The following is a 15,971-nucleotide window of genomic DNA, read 5'->3' as shown; positions in this document are numbered from 1 at the left end:
TGTCGCGCGAAATCGCCACCCGCCCCGCGTGGGAGACGGCGATTTCGCGCGAAATCGCCCACCTCCCCCGAGGTGGACGGCCCGACACGACCACTTCAAAGACAGGCACTGAGGTTCCGCCACCCGCACCGCCACGCGGAACGAGTTCGAAAGGACTTCTCATGACTTCGGGATCGCTGCGGTGCCTTTGATCTCGACCAGCGCTTCGGTGTCCCAGAGGCGGGTCGCGCCGACTGCGGCCATCGCGGGGTAGTGCCTGCCGACGAGCTTGCGCCACACCGCGCCGATCTCCCCGGCGTGGGCGCGGTAGTCCGCCACATCCACGATGTATATCGTCAACTCGGTCAGCTGCTCCGGGCTGCCGCCCGCGGCGCCCAGCGCGGTGAGGATGTTGCCCAGGGCCTGCTCGAACTGCGCCACGATGCCGTCGCCGACGATCTTCCCGGTCGCGTCGAGGGCGGTTTGCCCGGCGAGGAACACCAGGCGGCAGTCGTCGGCGACCACCGCGTGGGCGAAGCCCGCCGGTCGGGCGAGCGTTTCGGGGTTGACCCGTTGGATGCTCACGATTGAACAGCTCCTCCGTCCACGGTGATGCCCTGTCCGCTGATCGCCGCGTTGCGCACGCAGAGCTCCACGACGTCGGCGACCTCGTCCGGGCTGATCAACCGACCTATCGGCTGCCGGTTGCGCAATGCGGTGCGGGCCTGCTGCGCGGTGCGCCCGGTCTTGTCGGCGATGTTGGCGATGCTGCGTTCGGTCATCGGCGTGTCGACGAAACCGGGGCACACCGCGTTGACGGTGACACCGGTCTTGGCCAATTCCGCTGCCGCCGAGCGCACCAATCCGAGCACGCCGTGCTTGCTCGCGGTGTAGGCGCTGACGTAGGGGTCGCCGCGTTTGGCGGCCATCGAGGCGATCACCACGATTCGGCCGAAACCGCGCTCGACCATCGCCGGAACCGCGCGGCGCAGGAAGCGGAACGGCGCGGTCAGGTTGATCTGCAGGGCGCGTTCCCAGTCGTCATCGGTGGTTGCGGCCAGCGGTGCCGAGCTGGCCGTGCCCGCGTTGAGCACGAGCACCTCGACTGGACCCCACTGGCGTTCCACGGCTTCGAAGACCTGGTCGGCGGCTCGTCCGTCGGCCAGATCGGCGGGCACGGCGAGTGCCGCCGCGGGCAGTTCCGCAGCGACCGCGGCGAGTTCGGCGGCGCTGCGCGCGGTGATCGCGACCCGGTTGCCGGAATCGGAGAGCCGCTGCGCGATGGCGCGTCCGATGCCTCGACTGGCTCCGGTGACCAGGCAGTTCCTCGTCGTCACGAGAGTGATATTACGCTTAATTGACGGTCGTACGCAATGCGTCATACCGTGGTTGGAGGCGGAAGGCGACGGAAGGAGCCCGCGGTGCGTGTCGCGGTCATCGGTGGCGGTCCTGGCGGTCTGTACTTCGCCGCGCTGCTGCGGCAGCTCGGCCCGGAGCACGAGATCACGGTGTGGGAGCGCAACGCGCCGGAGGACACCTTCGGATTCGGCGTGGTGTTCTCCGACGAGACCCTCGGCGGGATCGAGCACGCCGATGCCGCGATCTTCCAGGCCATGCAACGGGAATTCGCCAGGTGGGACGACATCGACGTGCACCACCGGGGCACCGCGTTCACCTCCGGCGGGCACGGTTTCGCCGCGATGAGCCGCAAGCGGCTGCTGCGCATCCTGCAGGAGAGGTGCCGCGAACTTGGGGTGGCACTGCACTTCCGCGCTGAGGCGCCGGACGTCGAGCGACTGGCCGCCGACCACGACTTGGTGGTCGTCGCGAACGGCGCGAACTCGGCGGTCCGCGACCGGTACTCGGAGACCTTCGGCCCCAGCGTGGAAACCGGGCGGTGCAAGTACATCTGGCTGGGCACCGACCTGGTCTTCGACGCGTTCAAGTTCGTCGTCCAGGAAACTCCCCACGGCATCGTGCAACTGCATGGCTACCCCTACAGCCGGAACGCCAGCACCTTCATCGTGGAGTTGCACGAGGACGTCTGGCAGCGGGCCGGATTCGCGGACCTCGCCGCCGCGGCGTCGACCCGGCCCGGCGACAGCGACGAGAAGTCGATCGAGCTGATCCGCGAGCTGTTCGCCGATTCGTTGGCCGGGTACGAGGTCTTCGGCAACAACTCGAAGTGGCTGAACTTCCGGACGGTGCGCTGCCAGTCGTGGCGGCGCGGCAACGTCGTGCTGCTGGGCGACGCCGCGCACACCGCGCACTTCTCCATCGGCTCGGGCACGAAACTCGCCATGGAGGACGCCCTCGCGCTGGTCGCCTGCCTGCACGAGCAGTCCACGACCGACAGCGCGCTGCGGGCCTACGAGACCGAGCGGCGCGCGGTGGTCACCTCCACCCAGCGCGCCGCGCAGGCCAGCATGGCGTGGTTCGAGAGCATCGGTCAGTACGTCCACCAGGATCCCGAGCAGTTCGCCTTCAACCTGCTCACCCGCAGCCGCCGGATCACCTACGACAACCTGCGACTGCGCGACCCGGAGTTCGTCGCCGGGATCGACGCCTGGTTCGCCGGGCCGGGCGAGGTCCGGCCGCCGATGTTCCAGCCGCTCCGACTCGGCCCGCTGGAGCTGAACAACCGCGTCGTGGTGTCGCCGATGGACGTCTACAGCGCAACCGACGGCGTGCCGGGTGATTTCCACCTGGTGCACCTCGGCAGCAAAGCGCTCGGCGGTGCGGGTCTGGTGATGACCGAGATGGTGTGCGTGTCGGAGCAGGGGCGCATCACGCCCGGCTGCGCCTGCCTGTGCACGCCGGAGCAGGAAGCCGCGTGGCACCGGGTGGTCGACTTCGTGCACGGCAACAGCGCCGCGAAGATCGGTATCCAGCTGGGCCACTCCGGTCGCAAGGGCTCGACGAAGCTGATGTGGGAGGGCATCGACGATCCGCTGGACGACGGCAACTGGGAGGTCGTCGGGCCTTCACCGGTGCCGTACTCGGAGCGCAACCAGACACCGCGCGAGTTGACCGCGGCGGAACTCGCCGAGATCAAGCAGCAGTTCGTCACCGCCGCGCAGGCTGCCGCGCGAGTCGGGTTCGACGTGCTGGAACTGCACTGCGCCCACGGCTACCTGCTGTCGTCGTTCATCTCGCCGTTGGCCAACCACCGCACCGACGACTACGGCGGAGCGCTGGCCAACCGCCTGCGGTTCCCGCTGGAGGTCTTCGACGCGGTCCGCGAGGTGTGGCCGCCGGATCGTCCGCTGACGGTGCGGATCTCGGCCACCGACTGGTACGAAGGCGGCGTCGACGCCGACGAGGCGGTGCGCGTCGCCCGCGCGTTCGCCGAACACGGCGCGGCCGGGATCGACGTCTCCACCGGGCAGGTGGTCAAGGCCGAACGCCCGGCCTTCGGGCGCAGCTACCAGACGCCGTTCGCGGATCGGATCCGCAACGAGGTCGGCCGCGAACACGACATCGCGGTGATCGCCGTCGGCGCGATCTCCTCCTACGACGACGTGAACTCGCTGATCCTGGCCGGTCGAGCCGACCTATGCGCGCTCGCTCGTTCACACCTCTACGATCCACAGTGGACGTTGCATGCGGCGGTGGAGCAGGACTACGACGGACCCGGCGCGGTGTGGCCCGACCAGTTCCGCGCCGGGCGGCGCAAACCGCAGGCCGGGCGCACCGACGGCCCCAAACCCCGCCTGGAACTCATCCGCAGCAGTGGGCAGGGCACCGCCCACGCGCGCTGGAACCCGACCGGATCGGAAGGGACGAAATGACCACGTTCTCGCTCAACGCGGCGCAGCGCGATTTCGTCGAGTGGGTCGGCCGGGTGGGTGCCGGGCAGCTCCGGCCCGTCGCCGAGGCCGGTGCGCCGGGCGCGGTCAACCGGGAGTTGATCGGGGCGATGGGCGAGTTGGGCCTGCTGGCTCGGTTGTTCCCTGGCGCCACCAGCGGCTCGGTGTCGCGCGAGGCCGCCGCGCTGGATCTGTGCCTACTGCGCGAGTCGCTGGCTCGCGTGAGTACGGCGGCCGAAACCGCGTTGGCCCTGCAGGGATTGGGCAGCTATCCGGTGTTGCAGTCCGGGCAGGACGAGCAGGTGCGGCGGTGGATCCCCGCCGTGGCCGCCGGGGACGCGGTCGCGGCGTTCGCGCTGACCGAGCCGGAAGCGGGATCCGACGCGGCGGCACTTGAACTGGCCGCCGAACCGGACGGCGACGGCTGGCGGCTCTCCGGTGAGAAGATCTGGATCTCCAACGCCCCGGAAGCCGACTTCTACACGGTTTTCGCCCGCACCACTCCGGGCGCCGGGGCCAGGGGAGTGAGCGCATTCGTCGTCCCCGCCGAGCGCGCGGGGCTCTCCGGAGAACACCTGGAGATGATCAGTCCACACCCGATCGGCCGGTTGACCTTCGACGGGGTCCAGGTGCGCCGGTCCGAGCTGCTGGGGGAGCGGGACCGGGGATTCCGGGTGGCCATGCGAACCCTCGACCTGTTCCGGCCGAGCGTCGGTGCCTTCGCGGTGGGCATGGCGCAGGCCGCACTGGACGCCGCCGTCGAACACGCCGGGTCGCGCCAGGCCTTCGGCGGCCCGCTCAAGGACCTGCAGGCCGTGTCGCACCCGCTGGCCGAAATGGCCACCCGAATCGAAGCGGCCCGCCTGCTGGTGTACTCGGCGGCCACCGCCTACGACGCCGGGGAGCGCGACTTGGCCGCACGATCGGCGATGGCGAAGCTCTTCGCAACGGAGACGGCCCAGTTCGTCGTCGACGCGGCGGTCCAAATCCACGGCGCCCGAGCCCTGCGCAAGGGACACCTCCTGGAACACCTCTACCGAGAAGTCCGAGCCCCCCGAATCTACGAAGGCGCCTCAGAGGTCCAACGCACCATAATCGCCCGCACCCTCCACCGCTGAACCCGAGGTGAGGGGCACCCGTGACCCAGTTACTCGGTCACGGGTGCCCCTCACCCGTCTCAGGTGTCGGCGGTTTCGCGCTCGGTGTGCACGGCGAGCAGCGCATCCGCGCAACAATTCAAGGCGACTGCCGAGTCCGTTGGCCCTGGAGAAACTCCTTGAGCTGTACGGGGTTCCGGAACGAGTCGAGTTCTTCATCGACCTGCTCGCTCGTGCGAAGAAGGGGAGCGACTGGTGGGCTCGCTTCGACTTCGACACCGATCAGGCCACGCTGCCGTCTTGGTTCAAACTGTTCCTCAGCCTCGAATCCGAAGCCGTTCAGATCGAGGGCTGGGACGCACAGGTCGTGCCAGGCCTGTTCCAAACTCCCGAATACGCCGAAGCCGTCGTCCGTTCGGGAGCCGAGGATCTGTCGGTCGCAGAAGTGCGCGATCGCGTTGAGCTGAGGACCGCTCGGCAGCAGGAAGTGCTGGAGCTGCTTCAGCGCCAGCCGTGGTCGGCGTCCGCGACTCGAAATTGGGCTCGGCGAGCCCCGTCTTAGCGTTCGGCACCGAATCGTTCGGCACGTTCGTCAACGCAATCAAGGCACACCGCTTCGACTGATTTTTCCAGGTGAAGGGCACCTTTGACCGGCATACTCGGTCAAAGGTGCCCTTCACTCACCACTCGATCGGTGGAGAGTTGGGCTGCCCTCGTGGTGGTTCGCTTGTGGCAGGTTCGGGTTAGCGGCCTTGCCAGTTCGGGGGGCGTTTGGCGTTGAAGGCGGTGTGGAATTCGGCGTAGTCGGCCGTTTTCATCAGCAGGGCTTGGGTTACCGCTTCGAGTTCCAGGGCTGCGGACAGGCTCATGTCGAGTTCTCGGGTGAGCAGTTCCTTGGTTTGCGCGTAGCCCTGGAACGGGCCGGTCGCCAGGCGGTGGGCGAGGTTGCGCACCGCTTCGTCGAGTTCGTCGTCTTCGACGAGTTCGCTCACCAGGCCGTAGCGTTCGGCCTGCTCGGCGGTGATGGTGTCGCCGAGCATCAGCAGTTGGGTGGCTCGGCCGAGGCCGACCAGGCGGGGGAGCAGGTAGGCCGAACCCATGTCGGCGCCGGACAGTCCCACCTTGGTGAACAGGAAGGCGAACTTCGCCGAGCGGGAGGCGATCCGGAAGTCGGCGGCCAGCGCGATGACCGAGCCCGCTCCGGCGGCCATGCCGTGCAGCGCCGCGATGATCGGGATCGGGCACTCCCGCATCGCCTTGATCACCGCACCGGTCATCTTGGTGAACTCCAGCAGCCGGTCCGGACTCATCTCCAGGGTTTCGCCGATGATCTCGTTGACGTCGCCGCCGGAGCAGAACGCCCGGCCTTCGCCGCGCACCACTAGTGCGCGGGTGTCGCCGCGCTGGGGCAGTTCGGTGAGCAGGTCGCGCAGGTCCGCATAGGCCTCGAAGGTGAGCGCGTTGAGCTTGTCCGGCCGGTTGAAGGTGACGGTGGCGACGCCGTCGGCGTGCGCGAAGCCGAAGTTCTCCCACCTGTCGGTGATCGGGACCGATCCGCGAAACGGGCTCATGCCAGCGTCCTCCCTCAGCAGGCCGGAGTCGAAGCGTATCACCATATTTTGACCGTCGTCATTGATACGACATGTTCGTATTGCGGGATCTTGACTGCCGTCACGTGAGGTGAATACTTGGGGTATCGCGTCGGCCCCTGTCGTCCTTGGAGCCCTGTCGTATTTGGAGGGAGTGCTGCTGCATGCGGCCTTCGTCGCAGTTATCGGTCTCCGGGCACGTCGACACGTTCTGCCGGGACAACCTGCCGCCGCGCGAGCAGTGGCCGCAGTTCCGCTTCGACCTGCCCGAACTGGCGTATCCGGAACGCCTCAACTGCGCGGCGGTCCTGCTCGACGACGCGGTGAGGCGGTGGGGACCCGACCGAACCTGCCTGGTCACGCCAACCGAGCGGTGGACCTACGGGCAACTGCAACGGCGCGCCAACCAGGTCGCGCAGGTGCTCACCGAGGACTTCGGGCTGCGATCGGGAAACCGCGTGCTGCTGCGCGGTCCGAACAACCCGTGGCTGGTGGCGACGTGGTTCGGCGTCATCAAGGCGGGCTGCGTCGCGGTGACCACCATGCCGCTGCTGCGCGCTGGCGAGCTCAGCCAGCTGGTCGAACTCACCCATCCGGCGCTGGCGCTGTGCGACCACCGCTTCGTCGCCGAACTCGACGGCACCACGCCGAAAGTGGCCACCGTGGCCTACGGCACCGACACCGAGACGAGCCTCGATCGGCGCTGTGCGGCGAAGCGCGGCCAGTTCGTCGCGGTGCGCACCGCTGCCGATGATGTCGCGTTGCTGGCGCCGACCTCCGGAACCACCGGAAAGCCCAAGGCCACCATGCACTTCCACCGCGACGTGCTGGCCAACGCGGACACCTTCGGCAAGCACGTGCTGAAACCGAACGCGGAGGACGTGTTCACCGGAACACCGCCGCTGGGGTTCACCTTCGGCCTCGGCGGGCTGGTGGTGTTCCCGATGCGCGTCGGCGCATCATCGCTGCTGCTGGAGAAGGTGGGACCGGACGAGTTGGCGGCCGCCGTCGCCGAGCACGGTGTCACGGTGCTGTTCACCGCGCCGACGGCCTACAAGGCACTGCTGTCGGTGGATCGGGGCACGGATCTGGCAACGCTGCGGCGCTGCGTGTCGGCCGGGGAACACCTGCCCAAGGAGGTGTGGGAGGAATTCCGCCGCCGGACCGGATTAAAGATCATCGACGGGATCGGCGGAACCGAACTGCTGCACATCTACATCTCGGCCGCCGACGACGACATCCGGCCGGGCGCCACGGGCAAGGCCGTGCCCGGATTCGAGGCAGCGGTCATCGACGACGACGGGACACCGATGCCCGACGGTGAGCCCGGCCGACTCGCGGTGCGCGGACCCACCGGCTGCCGCTACCTCAACGACGTCCGCCAGCGGCAGTACGTGCAGCACGGGTGGAACATCACCGGTGACACCTACCTCCGGGACAGCGAAGGCTACTTCTGGTTCCAAGCGCGCAATGACGACATGATCATCTCCGCTGGTTACAACATCGCCGGACCCGAGGTGGAGGAAGCGCTGCTCGGGCACCCGGATGTCGTCGACGCCGCGGTCGTGGCCGCACCGGACGAGAAGCGCGGCACGATCGTCAAGGCCTACGTGGTGCTTCGCGATGGCGTGGGCGGCGACGAAGACAAGACGGTGGAACTGCAGAACTTCGTCAAGCAGCGGATCGCCCCGTACAAGTACCCGCGCGCGATCGAGTTCCTCGACGCGCTACCGCGAACCAGCAACGGCAAGCTCCAACGGTTCGTCCTCCGCGAACGAGCCCGAACTCAGCCCGGCGCCGATCGGTTTCCGAGCGTTCCCGACGCCGAGCAGGGCGCGATTTCCCGGGAATAGTCCAGGTGAACGTCGATTTCTCGGCTGATCTCAGATGTCGTGTTGTTGATCGAACAGACGAGGTCTTCGTTCCGGGACAACCGGGGATCGTGCAGGCCGGGCCTTGGGCTACGATGGCCGCATGCTCATCGAGGTCGACAGACCCTAGCCGCCGAGTCGTCGGCGGCTGGCCCTCGTGCGGTTTCTACCCGTTCGCCGGTGTCGGCCGTGAGCTCCGCCCTGTTGTTAATCGGAGTGCTTTCCGCCTGCGGCTCGCTTTTCTGATCGTCCTCTGAGTCGGCATCCCACTTCGCGCATCCGTTGCGGTGCGCCGAACGTCCATGTGGTGCCCGGAAGTATGGGCACCCAGAGCGTTCGCGAGCACGAACTCGCGCGGAAGCGGCCGCGACGCACCGAGGCCGACATTCTTGCCGTGCGCGACGTCGTGGCGCTGGCCGGCCCGCGATCGGGCTGGTCGACGCACCGGTCGCGTCGGTCGAGACGTCTGCTCCGGATCGTGGCGCCTGCCGTCAATCATCAGCTGACTCGGCGATCCTCCGTCGCCCTCGCCGTTGCCGGACCGTTCCACCTGTTGGAAACCGGCTTCGCGGTGCCCTGGGCTGACGCATCGGTCGCTGAGCGCGTGACCAGTTCTCTGGAGCGCAGATCATGCCTCAACGCAAGCCTCCATCAGTTGCCCGGCACTGCCGCGCGCCCTGGCGGGCCACCGCACCGACGCTGACTACCTGCACGACTCCCGCGGGTGGTCGTCACCGGCCGCCGCACATCATGTGCCCGAACGGTGGCTACCGCAGCCGCTGCGCGGCTTCGTCGCCGGACGGTGACACGTGAGCGGCAGTCCATACCTCGGCGACCCACGACCGGTGGCCATGCGGCCGATGACCGACGATCGCGGGGGCTCCCCCGTGGGGCCTGCGCCGCATACCCGATTGGCGCAGATCCGCGACTACCTGTGGGAGGCGGGCGCACCGGCCTTCCGGTACCAGCAGCTCCTGTCGTCCTGGCGGAGCTCGGCTGCGGAAACCTTCGACGAGGTGCGCAGTCTTCCGGCTGGACTTCGCCGCGGGCTCACCGAGCGCTTCGGGCCACGTCTGCATCCCCTCGCGCCGGTCGCCGTCGAGCGCGACGAGCAGGTGGAGAAGGTTCTCTTCGAATCGGCATCCGGCGCTTGGATCGAGACCGTCGTCTCGCACTACCGCGCGGGATGGGATTCGATGTGCGTTTCCTCGCAAGCGGGCTGCGGCTTGGGGTGCACGTTCTGCGCGACCGGCGCGGTCGGGCTCCTGCGCAACCTGACGGCGGACGAAATCCTCGCGCAGGTGCTGCACCCGCACTGGCGCCGGCCCGGAGCTCGGCGCCCGGAGAGCGTCGCATTCATGGGCATGGGCGAGGCGCTGGCGAACCGCCACGTGTTCGAGGCGATCCGGCTGCTGACCGACCCGGACTACGGCGGGATGTCGCCCCGCCGCATCACCGTGTCGACCGTCGGCTTCGCCCCGAACCTGGCTCGTCTCGTCAAGGAGCAGCCGCAGGTCACGATCACTTTGTCCGTGCATTCGCCGTTCCCGGAGCAGCGTGCGCGGATCATCCCGCTGGAGAAGCGTCACCCCCTGGCGGAGAACCTCGGCATCGTCGATGACCACGCCGCCACGGTGCGGCGCAAGGTTTATCTCGCGTATCTGCTCATCGACGGCGTCAACGACACCGAAGAGCACCTCCGTGCGCTCGTCGATCTCGTACGGGCGCGCTCTCGCCCGGAGCTGTTCCACGTGAGCGTCATCCGCTACAACGAGGCCACCGGCGCGGATCCGGGATACCGTCCCCCAACGAATGCGCGCGTCAACGAGTTCGTCACGCGCCTACGCGAACGCGGAGTTCACGCAACCCGACGACGTCAGTTCGGCGCGGCCATCGACGCCGCCTGCGGCCAGCTCCACGCCCGCTATCTGGACATGCCAGCGACCCGGGAGCGCGTCGCACGTGCGGCAACGCCCGTGGGCGCGCGATCGATCCCGTTCAGACCACGATCGAGGAGAACATGAGCACCACCCAGTCCCCATACAACGAACGGCCCCAAGGGGCCTCGACGCCCTTCGATCCGGAACTGTCGGCCGTGCTGGACGGCATGAGCGAGCTTCGCGAAGCCCTGCCGCGGTCACCGGCCATGGTTGCCCGGTGGCGGGCACGACTGGCCGAAGTGGCCCCGGAACCCACCCTGGAGGAGCTGCGCGACGGCGGGACCTTCGAGGTGCACGAGAGGTCGGTGGCCGGGCCCGAGTGCGCGCCGGAGATCTCGCTGCTCATCGCCCGCCCGGCCGGCCTGGGGGAGGGGGCGCCGGTGATCTACCACCTGCACGGCGGCGGGATGATCAGCGGCAGCAACCGCACGGGCATGCCCGTCATCCTGCGGGAGTGGGCCAAGCCGCTCGGACTCGTCGTGGTTTCCGTCGGCTACCGCCTCGCGCCCGAGCACCCCTATCCGGCGGGTATCGAGGACTGCTATGCCGGCCTGGTGTGGGTCTCCCGGCACGCCGGGGAGATTGGCGGGGATCCCGAGCGCGTCGTCGTCGCCGGCGGCAGCGCGGGAGGCGGCCTCACCGCCGCTCTCGCGCTGCTGGCGCGCGACCGCAACGGGCCGAAGATCATCGGCCAGTTGGCGATGTGCCCCATGCTCGACGACCGCAACGACACCCCGTCGGCCCGGCAGATGGCGGGCCGCGGGGTGTGGGACCGCACGTCCAACGAGGTCGGCTGGGCTTGCCTGCTGGGTGCGGCGTGTGGGAGCGCCGACGTGTCCGGGTACGCGGCACCGGCTCGGGTGGCGGACCTGGCCGGACTGCCGCCCGCCTACATCGACGTCGGCGCGGCCGAGACCTACCGCGACGAAGCCGTCACCTACGTCACCCGGATCTGGCAGGCCGGCGGGGACGCCGAGCTGCACGTCTGGTCGGGCGGGTTTCACGGCTTCGACCAGATGGCGCCCGACGCCGCGGTCTCCTGGGACGCCCGCCAGGCCCGCACCCGCTGGCTGCACCGGATCCTGAACCGGTAGCGGCCCGTGCGGATGGTCGGCCGCAACTCCCTGTTGCGCGTCGGTTAAGTCCCACCGCCACGCTTGCAACGAGGTCTCGGGTGGTGCTTGGCACTACCGGCGGCCTCGACTTGTTGATCAAGGCCGAGATCATCCGGTGGTGCACCAGCCCCGAAATGCGCACTAGTTGTCGAGCGCCGCCTGAATGCGCGCCGCCGCCGCGACGACCTGGGCCCCGAATCGCCGACCGGGACTGGGGTTGAGTCGCTGTATCGGGGCGGAGAGGCACACCGCGGCGATGGTGTCGCCGTGCAGCCGCACCGGTGCGCTGACCGAGCCGACACCCGGTGCCCGCGCCTGCATGCTCTCCACCCAGTCGTAGCCGTCCGGATTGCGTTCGCCGAGCAGCACCTGTCCGGAGGATCCGTGCGGGAACGGCTGGAGGGTGCCCACCTGCTGGCTGGCGCGCAGTTCCTCCGGCGACTCGACGCTCACGACGCACAACCGGTGGTCGGCGCGCCGCACCCACAGCTGCACAGATTCGCCGCACACCGCGCACAGTTCCGCCAGCACCGGGCGGGCGGCTTCGGCCACCGCCGAGGTCGCGAACCGCGAGCCCAAGTGCAGGTACCCGGCGGTGTCGCGGCGCAGCAGACCGTGCGCGACCAGGGCGGTGGCCAGCCGGTGCGTGGTGGACACCGTCAGGCCCAACGCTCTGGCCAGTTCGCTGGTGCCCATCGGCTGCCGCTCCACGCAGTCCAGGATGGCCACCGAGCGATCCAGCACGCCCACCCCGGTGGTGAACGGTTCCGACACAGTCACCGCCGGACCGCGGCGGGAACGGCGGGGACCTTCGCCAGCGCGGAGGGCAACGCGTGCCCGACCAGTTCGGCCAGCTGATCGCGCAGCGCACCGAGCTTGGTGACGTCGATCCCGGTGTCGATGCCTTCCCGGTGGAACAGGTGGATCAGGTCGTCGGCGGCGATGTTGCCGGTCGCGCCGGGCGCGAAGGGGCAGCCGCCGAGCCCGCCGAGCGCGGCGTCGAAGCGGCGGATGCCGCAGCGGTACGCCTCCCAGGCGTTCGCGTCGGCCATGCCGTAGGTGCTGTGCAGGTGCAGACCGATCCGGTCAACCGGGAACACATCGCGCACGGCGGTGATGGCGCGGTTGATGTCGCCCGGCGAGGCCGCGCCGATGGTGTCGGCGAGGTGCAGCAGGTCGACGCCGATGTCCGCGTAGTGCCGGGCGACTCGGACCACCCGCTCCACCGGGGTGTCACCGTCGAAGGGGCAGACGAACGCGGTGGCGATGCAGCCTTCGGTGCGGATTCCCGCCTCGTGCAGGATCTCGGCGGCACGCGCCAGGCGTTGCATGGCGTCCGCCGTGCTGACACCGGAATTGGACTGGCTGTGGCCCTCGCTGGCCGACATCACCAGCCGCACGTGCTTCGCGCCCGCGGCCACCGCCCGCTGCGCGCCGCGCTCGTTGAGCACGAGCGTGTGGCAGGTGGCCGGTTGGTCGGCCAGCCCCGCGACGACCTCGGCGGTGTCGGCCAGCCCCGCGACTCGCTTCGGATCGACGAACGAACCGATCTCCAGGTGCTGGAAACCGGCGTCCACCAACAGTTTTCCAAATCGCAGCTTGTCGGCGGTCGGCACGATCACCGGCTCGATCTGCAGCCCGTCGCGCAGCGACACCTCGGTGATGAGAACCAATTCAGATCACTCCTCCAGACCGCAACTCGGCGGTATCCGCTGGTGAAAGCCCCAGTTCGGCCAGCACTTCGTCGGTGTGCGCACCCAGTTCCGGGCCAAGCCAGCGGGTGCCGCCCGGCTCCTCGGCGAGCTTCGGGATGATTCCGGGGAACAGCACCTCGCGGGTCTGGTCGCCCTCGATGCGCACCGGATGGCGTTCATGCATGCCGCGCGCCGCGAAGTGCGGGTCGGCGACGATGTCGGGCACGTCGTAGATCGGTCCGCTGGGCACCGAGGACTCCGCGAGCAGTTCCAGCACGCGGGTGCTGTCCAGACCTTCGGTCCACGAGCTGATGGCCTCGTCGATCTCGGCGCCGCGCGCGACCCGGCCCACGTTCGTCTGCAGTGCCGGATCATCGGCCAGGTCGGCTCGGCCGATCAACCGCATCAGCCGGGCGTAGATGGCGTTGTTGTTGCCGCCGACCACCACGTACTTGCCGTCGGCGCACCGGTAGGTGTTCGACGGGGCCACGCCGGGCATGGTCGCCCCGGTCGCCTCGCGGGTGACGCCGAAGGCGTCGAAGTCGGGGATCGAGGACTCCATCAGCGAGTAGACCGCCTCGTAGAGCGCGACATCCACGGTTTCGCCTGGCTGGTCGGCGCGGCGGCGCAACAAGCCCATCAGGGCACCGATGACCGCGTACAGCCCAGCGACCGAATCGGCGAGGCTGACCCCGGTGCGCACCGGCGGCATGCCGGGATATCCGGTCAGGTGCCGCACCCCGCCGTAGGCCTCGGCGACACCGCCGAACCCGGGACGCTCCCGGTATGGTCCGGTCTGTCCGAAACCGGAGATCCGGACCAACACGGCCGCCGGGTTGACCTGGCGGATCTCCGCCGGGCCCAAACCCCACTTCTCCAGCGTGCCGGGCCGGAAGTTCTCCAGCACGATGTCCGCCCCGGCGATCAGCTTCCGCGCGACGTCCTGGCCCTGTTCGGAGCGCAGATCCAAGGTCACCGAGCGCTTGTTGCGCGCCATGGTGCGAAACAGCAACGACACGTCGCCGCCGTGCAACCGCCAACTGCGCAGCTCGTCGCCGGTGTTCGGGCGTTCGATCTTGATGACGTCGGCGCCGAACTCGGCCAGGATCCGACCCGCGGTCGGGGCGGCGATGAAGTTGCCGAGTTCGACGACCCGGACCCCGGTCAGGGGGCCGTGCCCACTGGGCGCCATCGATTCCTCTCCTGTTGTCACGGTGTTTCCAGCGGCGACGTGGTCACCAGAGGTTCCGCAGGTCGATGCGGTGTCCGTCCTCGCAAGCCCTGCTTTGCCATTATTTGGGAAATTCATTCCTCTATTCGGCAAGGCTGCAACCTATCCGCCCGGATCGGAATTAACAAGAGATTGACGGCACAACGACAATGGGTACACTTCGCCGGTCCGTCTTCGTCGCCTCCCGGGTGGGCACAACTCGCCCGAGCGGAAAAGCGCTGCTCGCAGCAGACCGTGGAGTCGGCATGTGCCGACCCCGACGAATCGGACGCAGAAGAGATGTCGGACATCGTTGTCTTCGCCAACACCGCGATAACCATCGTCGGTGTCGTGGTGCTCATCCTCCGGGCCAAGATCAGCCCGGCCATCGCGCTGGTCGTCGGCGCGATATATCTCGGCCTGGTCTCGGGGCTCGGCCCGGAGCAGACCATCAAGTCCATCACCACCGGCTTCGGTGACCTGATGACCGAGGTGGGCCTGCTCATCGCGTTCGGTGTGCTGCTCGGATCGCTGATGGCCTCGCTGGGCGCGATCGAGAAACTCGTCGACCGGTTGGTGCGGACCTTCGGGCCGCGAGCGCTGCCCTACACCTTCGGCGCCACCGTCGGCACGCTCCTGCAGTCGATCTTCGCGGATGTGCTGCTGGTGATCACCGCACCGCTGGCCAGCCGACTGTCCCGGCAGGTCGGGCCGTACGGCGCGGCGCGGATGTGCGCGGCGATGGCACTGGGCATCGAGGTCGGCCTGGTGTTCGTGGTGCCCGGGGTCGGCGCGGTCGCGCTGGCTGGCGTGCTGCACCTGCCGTTCGGCAAGATGTTCATCTTCGGCGTCGTCACGGCGGTTTTCACCATCGTCACCACGCTGGCGCTGTTCACCGTGCTGGTCAAGCGCGGGCTGTGGAACCCGAAGCTGGACGAGACCGAGGCCTTACCGGTCGCGGACGTCGTCGCGGACGAGCCGGAGCGCAAGCTCCCGCCGCTGGGACTGTCGCTGGCCCCGCTGCTGCTGGCGCTGGCACTGATCGCCTTCGGCGCCATCGCGGACATGGCCGGATTCAGCGACCCGGTGATCGCTTTCCTCAGCGACCCGGTGATCGCCCTGCTCATCGGCCTGATCGGCGCACTGGTCATCGCACGGTGGAAGTTGCCCGCGGAGCAGACCACGGCGGCGTTCCGGCGCGGCTTCCACGAGAGCGGGCAGATCCTCATCCTCACCGGCGTCGGCGGTTCGCTGGCGCAGACGGTGAAGGACATCGGCCTGGGCGAGCTGTTGAAGGGCTACTTCTCCACCAGCACTGTCGTGCCGCTGCTGCTGGTGTGGGTGGTGGCCGCGGTGCTGCACATCGCGATCGGCTCGGTGACGCTGGCGTCGATCACCGCTGCCGGTGTGCTCGGCCCGGTGATGCCGATGCTCGGGATCGACCCGATCTTCGTCGCGCTCGCTGCCGGAGCAGGATCGCTGTTCGTCGTCCACGCCACCAGCAACACCTTCTGGCTGCTGCAAACCCTGCTCCCGCAAACAACCCGAGGCGCCCTGAAATCGGTCACCCTCACGGTCTCGTGCGCCTCGATAATCGCCATGATCCCAATCCAACTCATGGCATTCCTCTTCTGACGGCCGCAGCAGGAATCCGGGGCGTCCCGTTT

Annotated in this window: 15 protein-coding genes; 9 read left to right on the top strand and 6 right to left on the bottom strand. The window is 68.6% G+C overall.

Annotated elements, in window-relative coordinates; genetic code table 11:
- Positions 1 to 159 precede the first annotated feature (159 nt).
- Both ACTWQN_RS24600 and ACTWQN_RS24595 read right to left on the bottom strand, forming a co-directional pair.
- On the bottom strand, positions 160 to 564 hold the full coding sequence (locus ACTWQN_RS24600) for a RidA family protein (RefSeq protein ID WP_443205918.1): 405 nt from the start codon (positions 562 to 564) through the stop codon (positions 160 to 162).
- Positions 561 to 1,316, bottom strand: coding sequence for an SDR family NAD(P)-dependent oxidoreductase (locus tag ACTWQN_RS24595; RefSeq protein ID WP_443205917.1), 756 nt, complete (start codon positions 1,314 to 1,316; stop codon positions 561 to 563). The genes ACTWQN_RS24600 and ACTWQN_RS24595 overlap by 4 nt, the downstream gene beginning before the upstream one ends.
- Positions 1,317 to 1,400: 84 nt before the next feature.
- On the opposite strand from ACTWQN_RS24595, the gene ACTWQN_RS24590 reads away from it, so the two are divergent.
- The 4 genes from ACTWQN_RS24590 (at position 1,401) to ACTWQN_RS24575 (ending at position 5,509) form a co-directional block, all read left to right on the top strand.
- The gene (locus tag ACTWQN_RS24590; RefSeq protein ID WP_443205916.1) at positions 1,401 to 3,770 is read left to right on the top strand and encodes a bifunctional salicylyl-CoA 5-hydroxylase/oxidoreductase; all 2,370 of its coding nucleotides are present in this window, start codon (positions 1,401 to 1,403) and stop codon (positions 3,768 to 3,770) included.
- Complete coding sequence (locus ACTWQN_RS24585) at positions 3,767 to 4,906, top strand: acyl-CoA dehydrogenase family protein (RefSeq protein WP_443205915.1); 1,140 nt, start codon at positions 3,767 to 3,769, stop codon at positions 4,904 to 4,906. Before ACTWQN_RS24590 ends, ACTWQN_RS24585 begins: the two co-directional genes overlap by 4 nt.
- 139 nt (positions 4,907 to 5,045) lie before the next feature.
- Positions 5,046 to 5,447: a Scr1 family TA system antitoxin-like transcriptional regulator gene (locus tag ACTWQN_RS24580; protein WP_443205914.1), complete on the top strand. Its 402-nt coding sequence runs from the start codon at positions 5,046 to 5,048 to the stop codon at positions 5,445 to 5,447.
- Positions 5,399 to 5,509, top strand: a complete 111-nt coding sequence (locus ACTWQN_RS24575) for a DUF397 domain-containing protein (protein ID WP_443205913.1) — start codon at positions 5,399 to 5,401, stop codon at positions 5,507 to 5,509. Before ACTWQN_RS24580 ends, ACTWQN_RS24575 begins: the two co-directional genes overlap by 49 nt.
- Before the next feature lie 119 nt (positions 5,510 to 5,628).
- On the opposite strand, the gene ACTWQN_RS24570 is transcribed toward ACTWQN_RS24575, so the two are convergent.
- Positions 5,629 to 6,456: an enoyl-CoA hydratase family protein gene (locus ACTWQN_RS24570; protein ID WP_443205912.1), complete on the bottom strand. Its 828-nt coding sequence runs from the start codon at positions 6,454 to 6,456 to the stop codon at positions 5,629 to 5,631.
- Positions 6,457 to 6,638: 182 nt separating this feature from the next.
- On the opposite strand from ACTWQN_RS24570, the gene ACTWQN_RS24565 reads away from it, so the two are divergent.
- The 4 genes from ACTWQN_RS24565 (at position 6,639) to ACTWQN_RS24550 (ending at position 11,379) form a co-directional block, all read left to right on the top strand.
- Positions 6,639 to 8,327: an AMP-binding protein gene (locus tag ACTWQN_RS24565; protein ID WP_443205911.1), complete on the top strand. Its 1,689-nt coding sequence runs from the start codon at positions 6,639 to 6,641 to the stop codon at positions 8,325 to 8,327.
- 337 nt (positions 8,328 to 8,664) lie between these two features.
- Positions 8,665 to 9,048: a hypothetical protein gene (locus ACTWQN_RS24560; RefSeq protein WP_443205910.1), complete on the top strand. Its 384-nt coding sequence runs from the start codon at positions 8,665 to 8,667 to the stop codon at positions 9,046 to 9,048.
- Between the two features lie 157 nt (positions 9,049 to 9,205).
- A complete protein-coding gene (locus tag ACTWQN_RS24555) occupies positions 9,206 to 10,369 on the top strand; it encodes a radical SAM protein (RefSeq protein ID WP_443205909.1) in 1,164 nt (387 codons plus the stop codon).
- The gene (locus tag ACTWQN_RS24550) at positions 10,366 to 11,379 is read left to right on the top strand and encodes an alpha/beta hydrolase (protein ID WP_443205908.1); all 1,014 of its coding nucleotides are present in this window, start codon (positions 10,366 to 10,368) and stop codon (positions 11,377 to 11,379) included. The genes ACTWQN_RS24555 and ACTWQN_RS24550 overlap by 4 nt, the downstream gene beginning before the upstream one ends.
- Before the next feature lie 162 nt (positions 11,380 to 11,541).
- On the opposite strand, the gene ACTWQN_RS24545 is transcribed toward ACTWQN_RS24550, so the two are convergent.
- From ACTWQN_RS24545 to ACTWQN_RS24535, 3 genes are read right to left on the bottom strand one after another with little or no spacing between them, the layout of a single operon-like run.
- The gene (locus ACTWQN_RS24545; protein ID WP_443205907.1) at positions 11,542 to 12,180 is read right to left on the bottom strand and encodes an IclR family transcriptional regulator; all 639 of its coding nucleotides are present in this window, start codon (positions 12,178 to 12,180) and stop codon (positions 11,542 to 11,544) included.
- On the bottom strand, positions 12,177 to 13,073 hold the full coding sequence (locus ACTWQN_RS24540; RefSeq protein ID WP_443205906.1) for a hydroxymethylglutaryl-CoA lyase: 897 nt from the start codon (positions 13,071 to 13,073) through the stop codon (positions 12,177 to 12,179). The genes ACTWQN_RS24545 and ACTWQN_RS24540 overlap by 4 nt, the downstream gene beginning before the upstream one ends.
- A 1-nt stretch (position 13,074) precedes the next feature.
- Positions 13,075 to 14,286 carry a CaiB/BaiF CoA transferase family protein gene (locus ACTWQN_RS24535; protein ID WP_443205905.1) on the bottom strand — a complete coding sequence of 404 codons (1,212 nt, stop codon included), beginning with the start codon at positions 14,284 to 14,286 and terminating at the stop codon, positions 13,075 to 13,077.
- A 318-nt stretch (positions 14,287 to 14,604) separates the two neighbouring features.
- Here ACTWQN_RS24535 and ACTWQN_RS24530 point away from each other — a divergent pair, with 318 nt between their 5' ends.
- Positions 14,605 to 15,939, top strand: a complete 1,335-nt coding sequence (locus ACTWQN_RS24530; protein WP_443205904.1) for a GntP family permease — start codon at positions 14,605 to 14,607, stop codon at positions 15,937 to 15,939.
- Positions 15,940 to 15,971 lie beyond the last annotated feature (32 nt).

Source organism: Saccharopolyspora antiqui, from assembly GCF_052246905.1.
Taxonomy (GTDB): Bacteria; Actinomycetota; Actinomycetes; order Mycobacteriales; family Pseudonocardiaceae; genus Saccharopolyspora.
Note: the sequence above shows the minus strand (reverse complement) of the source record. Positions and strands in the feature narration are given on the sequence as shown.

Excerpts from the sequence above, each read along its gene's own strand:
- ACTWQN_RS24565 (WP_443205911.1), top strand. The coding sequence starts at position 6,639 with ATGCGGCCTTCGTCGCAGTTATCGGTCTCCGGGCACGTCGACACGTTC.
- ACTWQN_RS24570 (WP_443205912.1), bottom strand. The coding sequence starts at position 6,456 with ATGAGCCCGTTTCGCGGATCGGTCCCGATCACCGACAGGTGGGAGAAC.
- ACTWQN_RS24535 (WP_443205905.1), bottom strand. The coding sequence starts at position 14,286 with ATGGCGCCCAGTGGGCACGGCCCCCTGACCGGGGTCCGGGTCGTCGAA.
- ACTWQN_RS24550 (WP_443205908.1), top strand. The coding sequence starts at position 10,366 with ATGAGCACCACCCAGTCCCCATACAACGAACGGCCCCAAGGGGCCTCG.
- ACTWQN_RS24585 (WP_443205915.1), top strand. The coding sequence starts at position 3,767 with ATGACCACGTTCTCGCTCAACGCGGCGCAGCGCGATTTCGTCGAGTGG.
- ACTWQN_RS24530 (WP_443205904.1), top strand. The coding sequence starts at position 14,605 with ATGTCGGACATCGTTGTCTTCGCCAACACCGCGATAACCATCGTCGGT.
- ACTWQN_RS24555 (WP_443205909.1), top strand. The coding sequence starts at position 9,206 with ATGACCGACGATCGCGGGGGCTCCCCCGTGGGGCCTGCGCCGCATACC.
- ACTWQN_RS24560 (WP_443205910.1), top strand. The coding sequence starts at position 8,665 with ATGGGCACCCAGAGCGTTCGCGAGCACGAACTCGCGCGGAAGCGGCCG.